Genomic DNA, 19137 nt, shown 5'->3' on the forward strand with positions numbered 1-19137 from the left:
ATATATGAGTTACACAGTATTTAATTGACGGAATTTTTAGAAATTTGTTTGACGCATAGGAGTAGGGAGTCCTATAATGAGACACAACCTTACATAGTTCAGGATCAATCGCCGGGGGGTAACGAGCATGAACGGATGGCCGTACGAACAGTTTGAAAAAATGTCAGACGAAGAGTTGGTCTTATTGGCGCGCAACGAAGGGGATAGTGACGCGCTTGAGTTTTTGATTGAACGATACCGGTATTTTGTACGCGCGAAAGCACGTTCTTATTTCTTGATTGGTGCAGATCATGAGGATATCGTCCAAGAAGGGATGATCGGTCTCTATAAAGGGGTGCGGGACTATAAAGACGAGCGACTCGCCTCGTTCAAAAGTTTTGCCGAGATGTGCATCACACGTCAGATGATCACGGCAATCAAGACGGCGACACGTCAAAAACATATTCCGCTCAACTCATATGTGTCACTCGATAAACCGATTTTTGATGAAGAGTCGGATCGGACGTTACTCGATGTCATCTTGCCACCACATCCGACGGATCCACAAGAACTCATCGTGACACAAGAAGAACAGACGTTTATGGAAGCGAAGATGGATGAGATTTTAAGTGATCTCGAGCGGAAGGTGTTGCGTCTTTATTTAGACGGACGTTCTTATCAAGAGATTTCAGACGACCTAGACCGTCATGTTAAATCGATTGATAATGCGTTACAGCGTGTGAAGAAGAAATTCGAACGTCATGTTGACGTCCGGATGCTCACGAGCTAACCGATGATTGACCGCGTGCCTCCTATGTGATACTTTAAAAGCAGCGCCTTGTCCGTAGACGCCATTTACAGGAGGCGTTTTTTTTTCGCTCTTTTTTAAGAGGGATTAGTCGAAAGGGGCGCTTATGAATGGCAAAGAAAGTAAGTCTCGCTTGCTCAGAATGCGGGTCTCGGGAGTATTCGACGACAAAAAAAGATGGTGTGTCGACACGGCTTGAAATGAAAAAGTTTTGTCGCCGCTGTAACGCGCATACGATGCATCGAGAATCAAAGTAACGTAGATTGGCATTCAATGTAGGAGGAAGCTACCATGAACTTTTTGCGCGACGTATGGAAAGAGTTGAAAAAAACGAGTTGGCCAACTCGTAAAGAACTCACGAAATATACCGTTACCGTCATCGCGACTGTTGTCGTGATTGGCCTGTTCGTGTTCGGCGTAGATACTGGAGTCAGCTATCTCGTCAATTTATTGATTAACTAAGGAAGAGGTGAAAGCCGTGGAGAAACAATGGTTTGTTGTCCAGACGTACTCAGGTTTTGAGAATAACGTCAAAGAAAACCTAGAACGTCGAATCGGTTCGATGAACATGGAAGATAAAATTTTCCGCGTCCTCGTCCCGACTGAAACGACGCAAGAAGAAGTCACATTAAAGAGTGGCGAGAAGAAAATTAAAGAGCGTGAAGTCAAAAGCTTCCCGGGCTATGTGTTCGTAGAGATGGTCATGACTGACGATTCATGGTATGTTGTCCGCAACACGCCTAACGTCACCGGCTTCCTCGGTTCAACAGGCGGCGGGGCAAAACCGATCCCGCTCCAACCGGACGAAGTGACAAACGTCTTGTCACAAATGGGACTCATCGAGAAGAAAGATCGTTACAACTACGAGCTCGGTGATCTTGTCCGCGTGAAAGAAGGCGCGTTCGAGAACTTTGAAGGGACAATCGATGAGATTGAAGCCGACAAAGAGAAGCTCAAAGTCGTGGTCGACATGTTTGGTCGCGAAACAAAAATTGAGCTTGATTTCGAACAAGTTCAGAAAATTAACTAAACCCACTTGCTAATCCGTGAAACGGATGGTACAATCGAAAATGTTTGATGTTGTGCTATATTTCGGTACAAACTCGACCTAATAGATTGAGTGGGAGGGCGCACAACGTCCAAGAAACCACATTTTAGACTTAAGGAGGTGTGTCTCGTGGCGAAAAAAGTTTCTAAACTCGTTAAACTTCAAATCCCAGCTGGTAAAGCTAACCCAGCACCACCAGTAGGTCCAGCACTTGGTCAAGCAGGTGTTAACATCATGGGATTCTGTAAAGAGTTCAACGCTCGTACACAAGACCAAGCCGGATTGATTATTCCTGTAGTCATCACGGTATACGAAGATCGTTCGTTTACATTTATTACGAAAACTCCACCAGCTGCAGTTCTCTTGAAGAAAGCTGCTGGTATCGAGAGTGGTTCTGGTGAACCAAACCGTAAGAAAGTAGCAACGGTTAAGCGTGACAAAGTTCGCGAAATCGCTGAACTTAAAATGCCTGACCTTAACGCATCATCTGTAGAAACAGCGATGCTTATGGTTGAAGGTACTGCACGTAGTATGGGTATTGTAATCGAAGACTAATTGTTAGTCTCTGGGGTTGTCGGTGAATACTGCTCACCTTCAATCCCTTCATTATGTGGGAGGAAATTCCGCTAACCACAAGGAGGAAAAGATCATGGGTAAAAAACACCAAGAAGCAGCTAAGCTTGTTGACCGCACGAAGTCATACGACCTCGCTGAAGCTGTCGAGCTCGTTCAAAAAACAGCTACTGCTAAATTCGATGAAACAATCGAAGTTGCTGTCCGTCTCGGCGTAGATCCGAAGAAAGCAGACCAACAAATCCGTGGTGCCGTTGTACTTCCACACGGTACTGGTAAAACACAAAAAGTTCTCGTCTTCGCAAAAGGTGAGAAAGTGAAAGAAGCGGAAGCTGCTGGTGCAGACTACGTTGGCGATGCTGAGTACATCAACAAAATCCAACAAGGATGGTTCGACTTCGATGTAATCGTTGCGACACCTGACATGATGGGTGAAGTTGGTAAACTCGGTCGTGTTCTCGGACCTAAAGGCCTCATGCCTAACCCGAAAACAGGAACAGTTACTTTTGACGTAGAAAAAGCAATCGCGGATATCAAAGCTGGTAAAGTTGAATACCGTGTTGATAAAGCTGGTAACATCCACGTTCCAGTTGGTAAGAAATCATTTGAAGCATCTAAACTTACTGAGAACATCGAGACAATCCTCGAAACACTCATGAAAGTGAAGCCTGCTACTGCAAAAGGAACTTACCTTAAAAACATCGCGCTTTCATCTACAATGGGTCCTGGGATCCGTGTAGCGACTGCGGATTTCCTTAAGTAATCTTGTTGAAATAAATTGTTGACAACGTGTGACGCCGCTGTTAAAGTAATACACGTTCAACCGAATATGTTGGATTACCGTAGACAGAAGGTGGACATCGGTCCGTAAACCCTTCCGAGGTGTCTTTGCTCGAACTTGAGCCTGTTGTCACAGGTTTACTTTCAAACAATTACGCCCTCGTATGTCTTCATACGAGGGATTTCTTTTGGAGAGCAGCCTCTCGTCCGGTATAAGAATTGACTAGGAGGTGCAAACACATGGCAAACGAAAAAATCGTAGCTCAGAAATCGGCACTCGTCGATGAAATCGCTGAGAAAATGCAAGCGAGCGTTGGAACAGTTGTTGTTGACTACCGTGGACTTACAGTTGAAGAAGTGACTACACTCCGTAAATCACTCCGTGACGCTGGAATCGAGTTCAAAGTTTACAAGAACGGTCTTCTTCGCCGCGCAGCTACTCAGTCGAACTTCGAAGGTCTTGACGAAGTCTTCACTGGTCCTACAGCAATCGCCTTCTCTAACGAAGACGTTGTTGCTCCAGCGAAGATCTTGAACGACTTCTCGAAAGAGCACAAAGCGCTCGAACTCAAAGGCGGAATCATCGAAGGCAAAGTGACTTCACTCGAAGAAATCAAAGCCCTTGCAGAACTTCCATCACGCGATGGTCTTCTCTCGATGCTTCTCAGCGTACTTCAAGCTCCAATCCGTGGGCTCGCAGTCGCAACAAACGCAATCGCAGAACAAAAAGAAGAGCAATCAGCTTAATTTTTGTCGCGTAGCGTAACTCAAAAAACTTTTTCACAACATCAAAGGAGGAAAACCATAATGGCTTTCAACAAAGAGCAATTCATCGAAGACCTCAAATCAATGACGGTTCTCGAACTTAACGAACTCGTAAAAACAATCGAAGAAGAATTCGGCGTATCAGCAGCAGCTCCAGTAGCAGTTGCAGGTGCTGGCGCAGGCGCAGCAGCTGAAGAGAAAACTGAATTCGACGTAGTACTCACAAACGCTGGCGCTGGTAAAATCAACGTCATCAAAGCTGTTCGTGAAATCACAGGTCTCGGCCTTAAAGAAGCAAAAGCACTCGTTGACGGAACTCCAGCTCCAGTCAAAGAAGGCGTTTCTAAAGAAGACGCTGAGTCAATCAAAGCTAAGCTTGAAGAAGCTGGCGCATCTGTTGAAGTTAAGTAATTCAACTTCACAACCTATAGAAGCTCGCCATGGCGAGCTTCTTTTATTTCCTTGAAGAAAGGGTTAGGAGGTTCAACGCATGGGAGATCATTACTATACGAACGATCCACGTTCGGAAAGTGCCCCGGAGACATGGACGTACGAGTTGCGAGGGAAACAGTATCATTTCACTTCGGACCGCGGTGTGTTCTCGAAAGGATCAGTCGATTTTGGGTCGCGTCTTTTAATTGAGTCGTTTGAAGTGCCTGATGTCTCAGGTCGTATTTTAGATGTAGGCTGTGGCTATGGTCCGATGGGGATCTCGCTTGCCGATGCCTCTGGGCGTGAAGCCTTGCTCATCGATGTGAATGAGCGTGCGCTGGCGCTCTCTGAGCAAAACGCCGCCCGTAATGGAGTGACGGTCGAAACACGACTTTCTCACGCGTATGACGCGGTGGGGGGAGAACGGTTTGCCGCCATTGTCACCAATCCGCCGATTCGTGCGGGGAAACAAGTCGTCCATACGATCTTGCGTGAAGCACATGCGCATTTGGTCGATGGAGGAGCAATCTATGTCGTCATTCAGAAAAAACAAGGAGCGCCTTCTGCTAAGAAATTATTAGAAGAGGTGTTTGGTCAAGTCGAAACGATTGCGAAAGAAAAAGGTTACTTTATTTTCCGAGCAATTCGGTCTTGACAAACGGTGAAGTCTTGTTGACTCGCCATAACGTATATGCTAACATTATAAAATGCCATTGGAATGGAATTCGCTTGAAACTGCCGTGTCTGCTGCTTTTTAGAGACGGAAAACGAGCGACATTCAATGACAATGTTCGATTACTACGCCCGAAAAATTCGCTAAAGAATTGGGGGTCTGAGAGGTGAATCAGTTGACTGGTCAACTTGTTCAGTACGGTCGTCACCGTCAGAGAAGAAGCTTTGCCCGTATCAGTGAGGTATTAGAGCTTCCGAATTTGATTGAAATTCAAACTGCTTCTTATGAGTGGTTCTTGCGTGAAGGATTGAAGGAAATGTTCACGGACATTTCACCGATTTCCGACTTCACAGGAAACCTCGTATTGGAGTTCATCGATTACTCGCTCAGTGAGCCGAAGTATTCAATCGATGAATCGAAGGAGCGCGACGTTACTTATTCTGCGCCACTTCGCGTAAAAGTACGTCTCCAAAACAAAGAGACAGGTGAGCTTAAGGAACAAGAAGTATTCATGGGGGATTTCCCGCTCATGACAGAATCGGGAACGTTTATCATTAATGGTGCAGAACGCGTCATCGTTTCCCAGCTTGTCCGTTCACCGAGCGTGTACTATAACGCTAAACTCGATAAAAACGGTAAACGTGGATTTGGCGCAACCGTCATCCCGAACCGTGGTGCTTGGCTCGAACTCGAGACAGATGCCAAAGATATCGTTTATGTTCGTATCGACCGTACCCGTAAAATCCCGGTAACGGTGTTGTTGCGTGCCCTCGGATTCGGTACGGACCAAGAGATTATCGACCTTCTCGGGGATGACGAATACCTTCGTAACACCCTTGAAAAAGATAATACAGAGTCTACAGAGAAAGCGTTGATCGAGATTTATGAGCGTCTTCGCCCTGGTGAACCACCAACGGTAGAAAATGCGAAATCACTTCTCGTGTCACGTTTCTTCGACCCGAAACGTTATGACTTAGCGAACGTCGGTCGCTACAAGATGAACAAAAAGCTTCATCTTAAGAACCGTTTGTTCGGTCAAAAATTGGCGGAAACGCTCGTGGACCCAGAAACAGGCGAAGTACTCGCTGAAGCTGGAACAGTCCTCGATCGCCGCAACTTAGATCGTATCCTCCCACACTTGGAGAGCGGCCTCGGTTATGTCGATGCGGAACCAACTGGTGGTGTCGCTGAAGGTGAACCGTTCGGTCTTCAATCAATCAAAGTCATCTCACCAGATGACCCAGATGGAGAGCGTGTCTTGAACATCATCGGAAATGGCAATATCGACCGTAGTATCAAGCATATTACACCGGCTGATATTATCGCTTCAATCAACTACTTCTTCAACTTACTTCACGAAGTCGGAACAACAGATGACATCGACCACTTAGGAAACCGTCGTCTTCGTTCAGTCGGAGAACTTCTCCAAAACCAATTCCGTATCGGGCTTTCTCGTATGGAACGTGTCGTAAAAGAACGTATGTCGATTCAAGATCAAAACGCGATCACACCGCAGGCGCTTATCAACATTCGCCCAGTTATCGCATCATTGAAAGAGTTCTTCGGTAGCTCGCAATTGTCACAGTTCATGGACCAGACGAACCCGCTCGCTGAGTTGACGCACAAACGTCGTCTCTCTGCACTTGGACCGGGTGGTTTGACACGTGAGCGTGCTGGTTTCGAAGTTCGAGACGTTCACTATTCGCACTACGGTCGGATGTGTCCAATCGAAACACCAGAGGGACCGAACATCGGACTCATCAACTCACTCTCGTCTTATGCGAAAGTGAACGAGTACGGTTTCATCGAAGCACCGTATCGTCGCGTCGACCCGGAAACAGGTCTTGTCACTGGCGATATCCAATATATGACGGCTGATGAGGAAGATCTCTACGTCGTCGCACAGGCGAACATGCCACTCACAGAAGACGGTCACTTTGCAGACGAACAAGTTCTTTGCCGCTTCCGCGGACAAAACTTGTCAGTTGAGCCAAGTCGAGTCGATTACATGGACGTTTCGCCGAAACAGGTTGTTTCTGCCGCGACAGCATGTATCCCGTTCCTTGAGAACGATGACTCGAACCGTGCCCTCATGGGAGCGAACATGCAACGTCAAGCAGTACCGCTTCTCCAACCAGATTCACCGATCGTCGGTACTGGAATGGAGTACGTGTCTGCGAAAGACTCTGGGGCAGCAATCGTTGCGAAATACCCAGGTGTCGTTGAGCGTGTCACAGCGCGTGAAATCTTGATCCGTCGTACGTCTGACGTTAACGGTTCTGAGGTCTCAGGTGATTTAGACCGCTACAAACTTCAAAAATATGTCCGTTCTAACCAAGGGACATGCTACAACCAAAAACCAATCATCGCAGCTGGTGACCGTGTCGAAAAAGGAGAAATCCTTGCAGACGGTCCGTCGATGGATATGGGTGAGCTCGCGCTCGGCCGTAACGTCGTCGTTGCCTTCATGACTTGGGATGGTTACAACTATGAGGATGCGATCATCATGAGTGAGCGTCTCGTGAAAGATGACGTGTACACTTCGATTCATATCGAAGAGTACGAGTCAGAGTCACGTGACACGAAACTCGGACCAGAGGAAATCACACGTGATATTCCAAACGTCGGAGATGACGCGCTTCGTAACTTGGACGATCGTGGAATTATCCGCATCGGAGCTGAAGTCAAGGATGGCGATATCCTCGTCGGTAAAGTAACGCCTAAGGGAGTTACGGAATTGACGGCGGAAGAGCGTCTCTTGCACGCAATCTTCGGTGAGAAGGCACGTGAAGTACGTGATACGTCACTTCGTGTACCAAACGGTGGAGACGGAATTATCTTGGATGTCAAAGTGTTCGACCGTGAAAACGGCGACGAGTTGTCTCCAGGCGTCAACCAGATGGTACGTGTCTACATCGTTCAAAAACGTAAGATTCACGAAGGGGATAAGATGGCGGGACGTCACGGTAACAAAGGTGTTATCTCGCGGATCCTCCCTGAAGAAGATATGCCATACATGCCAGACGGTACACCGGTTGACATCATGCTCAACCCGCTTGGGGTACCATCTCGTATGAACATCGGTCAGGTTCTTGAACTTCACTTAGGGATGGCGGCGAAGAAGCTCGGCATCAAAGTGGCGACACCTGTATTCGATGGAGCGCGTGAGGAAGACGTATGGGCAACGATTGAAGAGGCTGGTATGGATAAAGATGCGAAAACGCGTCTCTATGACGGTCGTACGGGTGAACCGTTCGATAACCGTGTCTCTGTCGGTGTCATGTACATGATCAAACTCGCGCACATGGTTGATGATAAACTTCACGCTCGTTCGACTGGACCATACTCACTCGTTACGCAACAACCGCTCGGTGGTAAAGCACAGTTCGGTGGTCAGCGCTTCGGGGAGATGGAAGTTTGGGCTCTTGAAGCGTACGGCGCAGCCTACACGCTCCAAGAAATCTTGACAATCAAGTCGGATGACACGGTTGGTCGTGTGAAAGCATACGAGGCCATCGTGAAAGGCGAGAGCGTTCCGAAAGCGGGCGTTCCTGAATCATTCCGCGTCTTGATCAAAGAGCTTCAAGCGCTCGGTATGGAAGTCAAGATGATGTCAGCGGATGATGAAGAAGTCGAAATGAAAGATGAAGATGACGACAACATCCCGAACGCAACATCGGCGTTAGAACAAGTCGTTCAACCGACTGTTACGGAAGAGGAATAAGGCGAAAAGGGAGGTCGGCCCCTTGGTAGATGTTAATCGATTTGAATATATGAAAATCGGCTTGGCTTCATCAGAGAAGATCCGTTCGTGGTCTTACGGTGAAGTCAAAAAGCCGGAAACGATCAACTATCGTACACTTAAACCAGAGAAGGACGGATTATTCTGTGAACGAATCTTTGGTCCTACGAAAGACTGGGAATGTTACTGCGGGAAGTACAAACGTATCCGTTATAAAGGAGTCATTTGTGACCGCTGTGGCGTTGAAGTGACGAAAGCGAAAGTGCGTCGCGAGCGAATGGGCCATATCGAGCTCGCGGCACCAGTTTCGCACATCTGGTACTTCAAAGGGATTCCAAGCCGCATGGGGCTTGTTCTCGATATGTCACCACGTGCACTCGAAGAAGTGATTTACTTCGCTTCTTACGTGGTCACAGAGCCAGGTGATACACCGCTTGAGAAGAAACAACTTCTCTCGGAAAAAGAATTCCGTCTCTATCGTGAAAAATACGGTAGCGACTTCAAAGCAGACATGGGTGCTGAAGCGATCCGCACACTCCTTCAAGACGTTAATCTTGAAAAAGAAGTGAGCGAGCTTCGTGAAGAGTTGAAAACTGTCCAAGGTCAACGTCGTACACGTGCGATCAAGCGTTTGGAAGTTCTCGATGCGTTCTTCACATCAGGGAACAATCCGGATTGGATGATCCTTGAAGTACTTCCTGTCATCCCACCAGAGCTTCGCCCAATGGTACAGCTCGACGGTGGACGCTTTGCAACATCTGACTTGAACGACTTGTATCGTCGAGTCATCAACCGTAACAACCGTCTCAAACGTTTGCTCGACCTCGGCGCGCCGAACATCATCGTGCAAAACGAGAAGCGTATGCTTCAAGAAGCGGTTGACGCCCTCATCGACAACGGTCGTCGTGGTCGTCCGGTAACAGGTCCTGGTAACCGTCCGCTCAAATCACTTTCACACATGTTGAAAGGGAAACAAGGTCGCTTCCGTCAAAACCTTCTTGGTAAACGGGTCGACTACTCAGGACGTTCGGTTATCGTCGTCGGACCGAACTTGAAGATGTATCAGTGTGGTCTTCCAAAAGAGATGGCACTTGAGCTCTTCAAACCGTTCGTGATGAAAGAGCTTGTCGGTCGCGGCATCGCTTCGAACATCAAGAACGCAAAACGCAAAATCGAGAAGATGCAACCTGAAATCTGGGGCGTCCTTGAAGAAGTCATCCGTGAGCATCCGGTTCTCTTGAACCGTGCCCCGACACTTCACCGTCTTGGTATTCAAGCATTCGAACCGATTCTTGTTGAAGGTCGTGCGATTCGCCTTCACCCACTCGTATGTACGGCTTATAACGCCGACTTTGATGGTGACCAAATGGCCGTCCACGTTCCGCTTTCTGCAGAAGCACAAGCGGAAGCACGTCTTCTCATGCTCGCTGCACAGAACATCTTGAACCCGAAAGACGGAAAACCGGTTGTTACACCATCGCAGGATATGGTCCTCGGTAACTACTACATCTCACTCGAACGTGAAGATGCCGTCGGTCAAGGTAAAGTGTTCTCGAACGTCAACGAGGCGTTGATCGCTTACCAAAACGGATATGTCCACTTGCACTCGCGTGTGGCACTTCCGGCACGTACGCTCAACAACCCGACGTTCACAGACGAACAGAACGAGAAATTGCTCATTACGACTGTTGGTAAGATGATCTTCAACGAGATCTTGCCAAACACGTTCCCATACTTGAACGAGCCGACGATGGAAAACTTGCAGGAAGCAACTCCTGATAAGTACTTCATCGACAAAGGGGCGAACGTTGCGGAAGAAATCGCATCACGTCCAATTATCGACCCGTTCAAAAAAGGATTCCTTGGAAAAGTCATCGCGGAAGTGTTCCAGAAGTTTGAAACGACTGAAACAAGCCGCATGCTTGACCGCATGAAAGATCTCGGCTTCAAACACTCGACGAAAGCCGGTGTGACAGTTGGGATCGCCGACATCATCGTACTTCCTGATAAACAGGAAATCTTGGATGAGGCACAAAAACAAGTCGACCAAATCATGAAGTCGTTCCGTCGTGGTCTCATCACAGAAGATGAGCGTTACGAGCGCGTTGTACGTGCTTGGAACGAAGCGAAGGATGAAATTCAATCTCGATTGATGAAATCCCTCAACCGCTTGAACCCAATCTTCATGATGTCTGATTCTGGTGCCCGTGGTAACGCATCTAACTTTACGCAGCTTGCGGGTATGCGTGGTTTGATGGCCGCTCCATCTGGTCGCATCATCGAACTTCCAATCAAATCGTCGTTCCGTGAAGGTCTGACGGTTCAAGAGTACTTCATCTCGACTCACGGGGCTCGTAAAGGTCTTGCCGATACAGCCTTGAAGACAGCCGACTCAGGTTACTTGACGCGTCGTCTCGTTGACGTTGCGCAAGATGTCATCATCCGTGAAGAAGATTGTGGAACAGACCGCGGGATCCGCGTATCTGCACTCCGCGAAGGTACGGAAGAAATCGAAAACTTGTACGACCGTCTCGTCGGACGTACATCGTTTGAAACAGTCACACACCCTGAAACGGGCGAAGTGTTGGTTGATAAGAATGAATTGATCACAGAAGACATCGCACGCGTCATCGTTGATGCGGGTGTCGAGCAAGTAGAAATCCGTACAGCCTTCACATGTAACACGTCACACGGCGTATGTAAGAAGTGTTACGGACGTAACTTGGCTACTGGATCAAACGTTGAAGTCGGGGAAGCCGTCGGTATCATCGCCGCACAATCAATCGGTGAGCCAGGAACGCAGCTTACAATGCGTACCTTCCACACAGGTGGGGTTGCCGGAGACGATATCACACAAGGTCTTCCACGTATTCAAGAGGTATTCGAAGCCCGTAACCCGAAAGGTCAAGCGGTCATCTCGGAAATCTCTGGTACGGTCATCGACTTCACGGAATCGCGTGACAAGCGTGAACTCACAGTCGAAGGATTCAGTGAAACACGTTCTTACACGATTCCATTCGGAGCGCGTCTCCGTGTTCAAATCGGCGATACAGTAGAAGCCGGTGAAGTCTTCACAGAAGGTTCGATCGATCCGAAAGAATTGCTCGCCGTCCGTGGTGTGTCTGGTGTTCAGAACTATCTTCTCCAAGAAGTTCAAAAAGTATACCGGATGCAAGGGGTAGAAATTGGTGATAAGCACGTTGAGGTAATGGTTCGCCAAATGCTTCGTCGTGTCAAAGTCATCGAGTCTGGTGACACACCACTTCTCCCAGGTTCACTTGTCGACATCAGCGTCTTCAAAGAAGCGTGTAAAGATGCGATTCGTGACGGAAAACACCCAGCGACTGCAAAACCAGTCCTTCTCGGGATCACAAAAGCATCGCTTGAGACAGATTCGTTCCTCTCAGCGGCTTCGTTCCAAGAAACGACTCGTGTCTTGACAGATGCGGCAATCAAAGGGAAACGCGACTATCTCCTCGGACTCAAAGAGAACGTCATCATCGGTAAACTTGTTCCAGCTGGTACTGGAATGGCTGTCTACCGCGATGTCGAACTTAAAGAAGATGAGGCGCCAGTTGCACTCGAAGATACAACCGTCGAGTAAAATACGTCTTGACAGCGCAGGTTGGCGGTGCTACTATGATTTAGTGCCGCCAATCGGTTGTTGTCGATGACAACGATGTCCAGCAGTCGGCAAGCTACTTGGACGTCCATCCGAACTTTCTACGGGAAGGTTTGGCTGCTACAATTGCCACTTTCAAGGTATAACTCACGTTTTTGCGAGGTCATGGAATGCCTACGCCTCGTAAAAGCGTTTCGTTATGACCTTAAATGAACCACCCGGGTCGGTGGGACTAGAAAATAGCAACATTCAGGAAGGGAGGATCTTCAAAGATGCCTACTATTAACCAGTTAGTCCGTAAAGGACGTAAATCGAAAGTCGTTAAATCTGACTCTCCAGCACTTAACAAAGGTTACAACAGTTTCATCAAGTCACAAACAAACGTGAGCTCGCCACAAAAACGTGGTGTTTGTACACGTGTTGGTACAATGACTCCGAAGAAACCGAACTCGGCGCTTCGTAAGTATGCTCGTGTTCGTTTGACTAACCAAATCGAAGTGACTGCGTACATTCCAGGTATTGGCCACAACCTTCAAGAGCACAGCGTTGTTCTTATCCGTGGAGGACGTGTAAAAGACTTACCAGGGGTACGTTACCACATCGTTCGTGGTGCGCTTGACACTGCAGGTGTTGATGGACGTATGCAAGGCCGTTCTAAATACGGTACGAAGCGTCCGAAAGCTGCGAAGAAGTAATTCTCGCCAACTAAAATACAATTGAAATTTTGAAAGGAGGGTACTCGGATGCGTAAAAACCGTGCAGAACGTCGTGACGTTATCGCAGATCCGATCTACAACTCGAAATTGGTAACTCGCCTCATTAACCGTGTCATGTTAGACGGTAAAAAAGGTACAGCTCAAACTATCATTTACAACGCATTTGGCATCATCGCTGAACGCTCAGGCAAAGAGCCTATGGAAGTGTTCGAAGAAGCAATGAACAACATCATGCCTGTACTTGAAGTTAAAGCACGCCGTGTAGGTGGAGCTAACTACCAAGTTCCTGTTGAAGTTCGTCCAGAGCGCCGTACAACACTTGGTCTTCGTTACCTCGTAAACTACGCTCGTCTCCGCAACGAAAAAACGATGGAGCAACGTATCGCGAACGAAATCATGGATGCAGCCAACAACACTGGTGCGTCTGTTAAGAAACGCGAAGACATGCATAAGATGGCAGAAGCAAACAAAGCGTTTGCTCACTATCGTTGGTAATTTAATCGTAAAGTCCACTCCGCCAAGCATGGCTTAACGGAGTGGCTTTCGGGTATAATCATATCGTGTGCGCGCACACGAAAATCAAACATGCGGAAGGAGAATACCCAGTATGGCAAGAGAATTCTCCCTAAAGAATACTCGTAACATCGGGATCATGGCTCACATCGATGCCGGTAAAACGACAACAACTGAACGTATTCTTTATTACACAGGTCGTATCCACAAAATTGGTGAAACGCACGAAGGTGCTTCACAAATGGACTGGATGGAGCAGGAGCAAGAGCGTGGAATCACGATCACTTCAGCTGCGACAACTGCACAGTGGAATGGCCACCGTGTAAACATCATCGATACACCTGGACACGTAGACTTCACAGTAGAAGTTGAACGTTCACTCCGTGTACTTGATGGTGCTGTTGCTGTACTTGACGCTCAGTCAGGTGTAGAACCACAAACTGAAACTGTATGGCGTCAAGCGACGACATATGGTGTACCACGTGTCGTATTCGTCAACAAGATGGATAAAATCGGCGCAGACTTCTTGTACTCTGTGAAGACGCTTCATGAGCGCCTCCAAGCGAACGCTTACGCGATCCAACTCCCAATCGGAGCAGAGGACGATTTCAAAGGGATCATCGATCTCGTTGAAATGAAGACTTACATGTACAACAACGACCTCGGTACTGACATCGAAGTAACAGATGGCTTCCCAGCTGACATGGCTGACCAAGCTGAAGAACTTCGTGGTCAATTGATCGAAGGTGTTGCTGACTTCAACGAAGAGTTGATGATGAAGTACCTTGAAGGTGAAGAGATTTCAATCGATGAATTGAAAGCTGCAATCCGTCAAGCGACACTTAGCGTTGAATTCTACCCTGTACTCGTTGGTTCTGCCTTCAAGAACAAAGGTGTTCAGCTCATGCTTAACGCCGTTGTTGATTACCTCCCATCACCAGTTGATGTTGAGTCAATCAAAGGGATCAACCTCGATACAGAAGAAGAAATCACGCGTGAGCCTTCTGACGAAGCTCCATTCTCAGCACTTGCGTTCAAAGTTATGACTGACCCTTACGTCGGTAAATTGACGTTCTTCCGCGTGTACTCTGGTACAGCTGAAGCAGGATCATACGTGAAGAACTCGACTAAAGGGAAGCGTGAGCGTCTCGGTCGTATCCTTCAAATGCACGCAAACAGCCGTGAAGAGATTCCAATGGTATACGCTGGTGACATCGCCGCTGCTGTTGGTTTCAAAGACACGACTACTGGTGACACGCTTTGCACAGAGAAAGATAACATCGTTCTCGAGTCAATGACGTTCCCAGAACCAGTTATCTCGGTTGCAATCGAGCCTAAATCGAAAGCAGACCAAGATAAGATGGGTCAAGCTCTTGCGAAACTCGCAGAAGAAGATCCAACATTCCGCACTGAAACAAACCCTGAGACTGGTCAAACGATCATCTCTGGTATGGGTGAGCTTCACCTTGATATCCTCGTTGACCGTATGCGTCGCGAATTCAAAGTAGAAGCTAACGTTGGTGCACCACAAGTTGCTTACCGTGAAACAATCCGTGGCGCTGCGAAGATCGATTCGAAATTCGTTCGTCAGTCTGGTGGACGCGGTCAGTACGGTCACGTTGTCGTAGAATTCGAGCCGAACGAAGAAGGCGCTGGATTCGAGTTCGAGAACAAGATCGTCGGTGGTGTTGTACCACGTGAATACGTCCCAGCTGTTCAAAACGGGATTGAAGAAGCTCTCGAAAACGGTATCCTCGCTGGTTACCCAGTAGTGGACGTTAAAGCTCGCCTCGTATTCGGATCGTACCACGATGTCGACTCGAACGAGATGGCGTTTAAAGTTGCTGCTTCGATGGCGGTTAAACAACTTAAGGACCAAGCGAAAGCTGTCATCCTTGAGCCAATGATGCGTGTTGAAGTTGTTATCCCTGAAGAATACATGGGTGACATCATGGGTGACGTAACGTCACGCCGTGGACGCGTAGAAGGTATGGAAGCTCGCGGTAACGCACAAGTCGTTAAAGCGATGATTCCACTTTCAGAAATGTTCGGTTACGCAACATCACTTCGTTCACGTACACAAGGACGTGGAACGTACTCGATGCACTTCGATCACTACGAAGAAGTACCGAAATCAATTGCTGAAGAAATCGTCAAAAAAGCGAACGGCTAATAACGGTTGTATCGCTAGATTGATTGTTGTAAGCTAAGGAGGACGTATGTTAAAAGTAACCTACGTCTTCCTAGTTAAATAAAAACTAATCGTTTAATAGAGGAGGAATCTAGAATGGGTAAAGAAAAATTCGACCGTTCTAAGCCGCACGTTAACATTGGTACAATTGGCCACGTTGACCACGGTAAAACAACTTTGACTGCAGCAATCTCTGCTGTACTTTCACGTGCACAAGGTAAAACAGCTACTAAGTTCGACCAAATCGATGGTGCTCCAGAAGAGCGCGAGCGCGGTATCACAATCGCAACAGCTCACATCGAGTACGAAACTGACAAGCGTCACTACGCACACGTTGACTGCCCAGGACACGCTGACTATGTTAAAAACATGATCACTGGTGCTGCTCAAATGGACGGCGCGATCCTCGTTGTATCTGCAACAGATGGCCCAATGCCACAAACACGTGAGCACATCCTTCTTTCACGTCAAGTAGGTGTTCCTTACATCGTAGTCTTCATGAACAAAGTTGACATGGTAGACGACGAAGAGCTCCTCGAACTCGTTGAAATGGAAATCCGTGAACTTCTTTCTGAATACGACTTCCCAGGCGACGACCTCCCTGTAATCAAAGGTTCTGCACTTGGCGCACTTAACGGTGAAGCTCAGTGGGAAGAAAAAGTTATGGAACTCATGAACGCTGTTGATGAGTACATCCCAGAACCAGTTCGTGATACAGAAAAAGACTTCATGATGCCTGTTGAGGACGTATTCTCAATCACTGGTCGTGGTACTGTAGCAACTGGTCGTGTTGAGCGTGGTGTTCTCCGCGTCAACGATGAGATCGAAATCGTTGGTCTTACAGAAGAAACTAAGAAAACTGTATGTACTGGTGTAGAGATGTTCCGTAAGCTTCTTGACTATGCTGAAGCTGGCGACAACATCGGTGCACTTCTCCGTGGTGTATCACGTGACGACATCGAGCGTGGACAAGTACTTGCTAAGCCAGGTTCAATCACACCACACTCAAAATTCAAAGCATCAATCTACGTTCTTTCTAAAGAAGAGGGTGGCCGTCACACGCCATTCTTCGCGAACTACCGCCCGCAGTTCTACTTCCGTACAACTGACGTAACAGGTATCGTTCACCTTCCAGAAGGTACTGAAATGGTAATGCCAGGAGACAACATCGAGTTGACGGTCGAATTGATTTCTACAATCGCGATCGAAGACGGTACACGTTTCTCTATCCGTGAGGGTGGCCGTACTGTAGGTGCTGGTTCAGTAACAGAAATCATCGAGTAATCGATTGATTCAACTGAACAACTTCAAGCAGTCCGCAATATGCGGACTGCTTTTTTGTGTTTCTGGATGGGCGTGGTAAGATGAAGCATACGAGAAAGGGGTGGCGTCATGTTGAAACAATTGGAGACGATTTGTCGCTTGAATGGAATCGCATATCGTATCGGTGGCTCGCAACTGTTAAAGCATCATGGAATTGTCGACGTAACGAATGATATCGATGTATTCGTGGAGCCCGATCAGTTTGAACGGTTAGACAAAATCTTAAGTCGTGCCGGAGAAAAACAATCATCTGAACCACATGAGGCGTACTTGACGACGTACTTTGGGGAGTATGTTTTCGAAGGGACCGAGGTAGACGTCATGTCCAGTTTTCGCATGAAGTGTACCGACGGCATCTATACACATCCTTATATAGAAGCAGAAGGGAACTGGATGCACCTCGAAGAATGGATTGTCCTTTATACAGTCATCGGTCGAGAGGATAAACTGACGCGTCTGACTCACTATTTTGAGACACACGATATAAATGAAGGAATTGTTCATGCATGTTTAAGAAGAGCCCCACAATCGGTCGTAGAAGGGGTAACGGAGCGATTTGGAGAGATGATGAAACGCTAGGTCGAGTTGACATGGGACTTCGTTTGAAAAATAGTTCAATAAAAGAATGAATTTTCTCTTGCAAAAGCTCGCGAATCTTGTTACATTAGGGAACGTTGAGCAACTCATCAGACAACCAGCAACTTCAAAAATCTAATCTTGCATTCCATGACCAGATTAGATATAATGATTAAGTGTTTGTGCGAGTGGTGAGAGACTTTACAGCAGAAAAACGGGTCCAATCGTTGATTCGCAATGATCGGATGCCTCTGCTGACACAAGCACGCTGCGTTGAAGCGGGAGGTTATGACACGCCAGGCAGCATTGCCATGGCCGGTGTGGAAATTTCCGCGGAGAATTGTCTATTTTTAAAATAGGCGACAAAGGAGGGAAACAAACATGGCAAATGAAAAAATTCGTATTCGTTTAAAAGCATATGACCATCGCGTTCTCGATCAATCAGCTGAGAAGATCGTTGACACTGCGAAGCGTTCAGGTGCAAAGGTATCGGGTCCAATCCCGCTCCCAACTGAAAAATCGGTTTACACGATCCTTCGTGCGGTTCACAAGTACAAAGATGCTCGTGAGCAGTTCGAAATGCGTACACACAAACGCTTGATCGACATCGTAAACCCAACACCGAAAACAGTCGATGCGCTTATGCGTCTCGAGTTACCATCAGGTGTAGACATCGAAATCAAACTTTAATTCTTCATATAGTAGATACTAGCCAGAAGAGACAATTAATTATTTAACAGGAGGTGTATCTCATGGCTAAAGGAATCTTAGGAACAAAACTTGGTATGACTCAAATCTTCAACGAAGCAGGCGAAGTTGTACCGGTAACAGTAGTTGCTGTAGAAGGTAACGTCGTTCTTCAACTTAAAACAGTTGATACAGACGGTTACGAAGCAGTTCAACTTGGTTTCGGAGACATCAAAGAATCACGTCAAAACAAACCATCAAAAGGTCACGCTGCGAAAGCAAACGCGACACCTAAGCGCTTCATCAAAGAAGTTCGTACTTCAGTAGAAGGATACGAAATCGGTCAAGAGATTAAGGCAGACATTTTCGCTGCAGGTGAATTAGTAGACGTTACAGGTACATCGAAAGGTAAAGGATTCCAAGGTGCGATCAAGCGTCACGGACAATCACGTGGACCAATGGCTCACGGTTCGCGCTACCACCGTCGTCCTGGTTCGATGGGTCCTGTCGCTCCTAACCGCGTATTCAAAGGGAAGCTTCTTCCTGGTCAAATGGGTGGAGAGCGTAAAACAATTCAAAACCTTGAAATCGTTAAAGTTGATGTGGAACGCGGCCTTCTCCTCGTGAAAGGTGCTATCCCAGGCGCTCGTAAATCGAACGTCATCATCAAATCAGCGGTCAAAGGTAACTAATTAACTGCACGGAAAGG

Annotated in this window: 18 protein-coding genes and 1 other annotated feature; all 18 genes read left to right on the top strand. The window is 47.4% G+C overall.

Annotated features, from left to right (window positions below; genetic code table 11):
• Nucleotides 1–127: 127 nt before the first annotated feature.
• The 18 genes from sigH to rplC all read left to right on the top strand — a co-directional run bounded on the left by sigH (nt 128) and on the right by rplC (nt 19120).
• Nucleotides 128–769, top strand: coding sequence for an RNA polymerase sporulation sigma factor SigH (gene sigH / locus KNO99_RS14060; protein ID WP_031421852.1), 642 nt, complete (start codon nt 128–130; stop codon nt 767–769).
• Nucleotides 770–897: 128 nt separating this feature from the next.
• On the top strand, nt 898–1044 hold the full coding sequence (gene rpmG / locus KNO99_RS14065) for a 50S ribosomal protein L33 (protein ID WP_026824819.1): 147 nt from the start codon (nt 898–900) through the stop codon (nt 1042–1044).
• A gap of 34 nt (nt 1045–1078) precedes the next feature.
• Entirely contained in the window at nt 1079–1249 is a 171-nt protein-coding gene (secE, locus tag KNO99_RS14070) for a preprotein translocase subunit SecE (protein WP_074032412.1), read from the top strand.
• A 16-nt stretch (nt 1250–1265) separates the two neighbouring features.
• Nucleotides 1266–1817, top strand: a complete 552-nt coding sequence (gene nusG, locus KNO99_RS14075; RefSeq protein ID WP_012727691.1) for a transcription termination/antitermination protein NusG — start codon at nt 1266–1268, stop codon at nt 1815–1817.
• 147 nt (nt 1818–1964) lie between these two features.
• Nucleotides 1965–2390: a 50S ribosomal protein L11 gene (gene rplK, locus KNO99_RS14080; protein ID WP_012727690.1), complete on the top strand. Its 426-nt coding sequence runs from the start codon at nt 1965–1967 to the stop codon at nt 2388–2390.
• A gap of 94 nt (nt 2391–2484) precedes the next feature.
• Nucleotides 2485–3171 (top strand): 50S ribosomal protein L1, encoded by a 687-nt coding sequence (gene rplA, locus KNO99_RS14085; RefSeq protein WP_074032415.1) that lies wholly within the window; start codon nt 2485–2487, stop codon nt 3169–3171.
• A gap of 59 nt (nt 3172–3230) precedes the next feature.
• Nucleotides 3231–3384, top strand: a sequence feature (ribosomal protein L10 leader region).
• Between the two features lie 44 nt (nt 3385–3428).
• Nucleotides 3429–3935, top strand: a complete 507-nt coding sequence (rplJ, locus tag KNO99_RS14090; protein WP_214697119.1) for a 50S ribosomal protein L10 — start codon at nt 3429–3431, stop codon at nt 3933–3935.
• Nucleotides 3936–3995: 60 nt separating this feature from the next.
• Nucleotides 3996–4364: a 50S ribosomal protein L7/L12 gene (gene rplL, locus KNO99_RS14095; protein ID WP_074032420.1), complete on the top strand. Its 369-nt coding sequence runs from the start codon at nt 3996–3998 to the stop codon at nt 4362–4364.
• Between the two features lie 79 nt (nt 4365–4443).
• Nucleotides 4444–5040 (top strand): class I SAM-dependent methyltransferase, encoded by a 597-nt coding sequence (locus tag KNO99_RS14100; RefSeq protein ID WP_074032423.1) that lies wholly within the window; start codon nt 4444–4446, stop codon nt 5038–5040.
• Between the two features lie 193 nt (nt 5041–5233).
• Nucleotides 5234–8782: a DNA-directed RNA polymerase subunit beta gene (gene rpoB / locus KNO99_RS14105; RefSeq protein WP_214697140.1), complete on the top strand. Its 3549-nt coding sequence runs from the start codon at nt 5234–5236 to the stop codon at nt 8780–8782.
• Between the two features lie 22 nt (nt 8783–8804).
• A complete protein-coding gene (gene rpoC / locus KNO99_RS14110) occupies nt 8805–12404 on the top strand; it encodes a DNA-directed RNA polymerase subunit beta' (protein WP_214697121.1) in 3600 nt (1199 codons plus the stop codon).
• Nucleotides 12405–12694: 290 nt separating this feature from the next.
• On the top strand, nt 12695–13117 hold the full coding sequence (gene rpsL / locus KNO99_RS14115; RefSeq protein ID WP_012727683.1) for a 30S ribosomal protein S12: 423 nt from the start codon (nt 12695–12697) through the stop codon (nt 13115–13117).
• Nucleotides 13118–13165: 48 nt separating this feature from the next.
• Nucleotides 13166–13633 carry a 30S ribosomal protein S7 gene (rpsG, locus tag KNO99_RS14120; RefSeq protein WP_012727682.1) on the top strand — a complete coding sequence of 156 codons (468 nt, stop codon included), beginning with the start codon at nt 13166–13168 and terminating at the stop codon, nt 13631–13633.
• Nucleotides 13634–13745: 112 nt separating this feature from the next.
• Entirely contained in the window at nt 13746–15824 is a 2079-nt protein-coding gene (gene fusA / locus KNO99_RS14125; protein WP_074032427.1) for an elongation factor G, read from the top strand.
• Between the two features lie 114 nt (nt 15825–15938).
• The gene (gene tuf, locus KNO99_RS14130; protein ID WP_074032430.1) at nt 15939–17126 is read left to right on the top strand and encodes an elongation factor Tu; all 1188 of its coding nucleotides are present in this window, start codon (nt 15939–15941) and stop codon (nt 17124–17126) included.
• Nucleotides 17127–17234: 108 nt separating this feature from the next.
• A complete protein-coding gene (locus tag KNO99_RS14135; protein ID WP_214749783.1) occupies nt 17235–17744 on the top strand; it encodes a hypothetical protein in 510 nt (169 codons plus the stop codon).
• A 378-nt stretch (nt 17745–18122) separates the two neighbouring features.
• Nucleotides 18123–18431 carry a 30S ribosomal protein S10 gene (rpsJ, locus tag KNO99_RS14140; protein WP_214749786.1) on the top strand — a complete coding sequence of 103 codons (309 nt, stop codon included), beginning with the start codon at nt 18123–18125 and terminating at the stop codon, nt 18429–18431.
• 62 nt (nt 18432–18493) lie between these two features.
• Complete coding sequence (gene rplC / locus KNO99_RS14145) at nt 18494–19120, top strand: 50S ribosomal protein L3 (protein WP_074032441.1); 627 nt, start codon at nt 18494–18496, stop codon at nt 19118–19120.
• The last annotated feature ends 17 nt before the right edge of the window (nt 19121–19137 follow it).

The sequence above is a fragment of the Exiguobacterium sp. s189 genome (genome assembly GCF_018617615.1).
In the GTDB taxonomy this organism is placed as follows: domain Bacteria; phylum Bacillota; class Bacilli; order Exiguobacteriales; family Exiguobacteriaceae; genus Exiguobacterium; species Exiguobacterium aestuarii_A.

What these genes read in the sequence shown, in the direction of transcription:
- rpmG (WP_026824819.1), top strand. Translation starts at nt 898, where the DNA reads ATGGCAAAGAAAGTAAGTCTCGCTTGCTCAGAATGCGGGTCTCGGGAG.
- rplC (WP_074032441.1), top strand. Translation starts at nt 18,494, where the DNA reads ATGGCTAAAGGAATCTTAGGAACAAAACTTGGTATGACTCAAATCTTC.
- rpsG (WP_012727682.1), top strand. Translation starts at nt 13,166, where the DNA reads ATGCGTAAAAACCGTGCAGAACGTCGTGACGTTATCGCAGATCCGATC.
- tuf (WP_074032430.1), top strand. Translation starts at nt 15,939, where the DNA reads ATGGGTAAAGAAAAATTCGACCGTTCTAAGCCGCACGTTAACATTGGT.
- rpsJ (WP_214749786.1), top strand. Translation starts at nt 18,123, where the DNA reads ATGGCAAATGAAAAAATTCGTATTCGTTTAAAAGCATATGACCATCGC.
- secE (WP_074032412.1), top strand. Translation starts at nt 1,079, where the DNA reads ATGAACTTTTTGCGCGACGTATGGAAAGAGTTGAAAAAAACGAGTTGG.
- sigH (WP_031421852.1), top strand. Translation starts at nt 128, where the DNA reads ATGAACGGATGGCCGTACGAACAGTTTGAAAAAATGTCAGACGAAGAG.
- rpsL (WP_012727683.1), top strand. Translation starts at nt 12,695, where the DNA reads ATGCCTACTATTAACCAGTTAGTCCGTAAAGGACGTAAATCGAAAGTC.
- fusA (WP_074032427.1), top strand. Translation starts at nt 13,746, where the DNA reads ATGGCAAGAGAATTCTCCCTAAAGAATACTCGTAACATCGGGATCATG.
- rplL (WP_074032420.1), top strand. Translation starts at nt 3,996, where the DNA reads ATGGCTTTCAACAAAGAGCAATTCATCGAAGACCTCAAATCAATGACG.
- rplJ (WP_214697119.1), top strand. Translation starts at nt 3,429, where the DNA reads ATGGCAAACGAAAAAATCGTAGCTCAGAAATCGGCACTCGTCGATGAA.
- KNO99_RS14100 (WP_074032423.1), top strand. Translation starts at nt 4,444, where the DNA reads ATGGGAGATCATTACTATACGAACGATCCACGTTCGGAAAGTGCCCCG.
- KNO99_RS14135 (WP_214749783.1), top strand. Translation starts at nt 17,235, where the DNA reads ATGTTGAAACAATTGGAGACGATTTGTCGCTTGAATGGAATCGCATAT.
- rplA (WP_074032415.1), top strand. Translation starts at nt 2,485, where the DNA reads ATGGGTAAAAAACACCAAGAAGCAGCTAAGCTTGTTGACCGCACGAAG.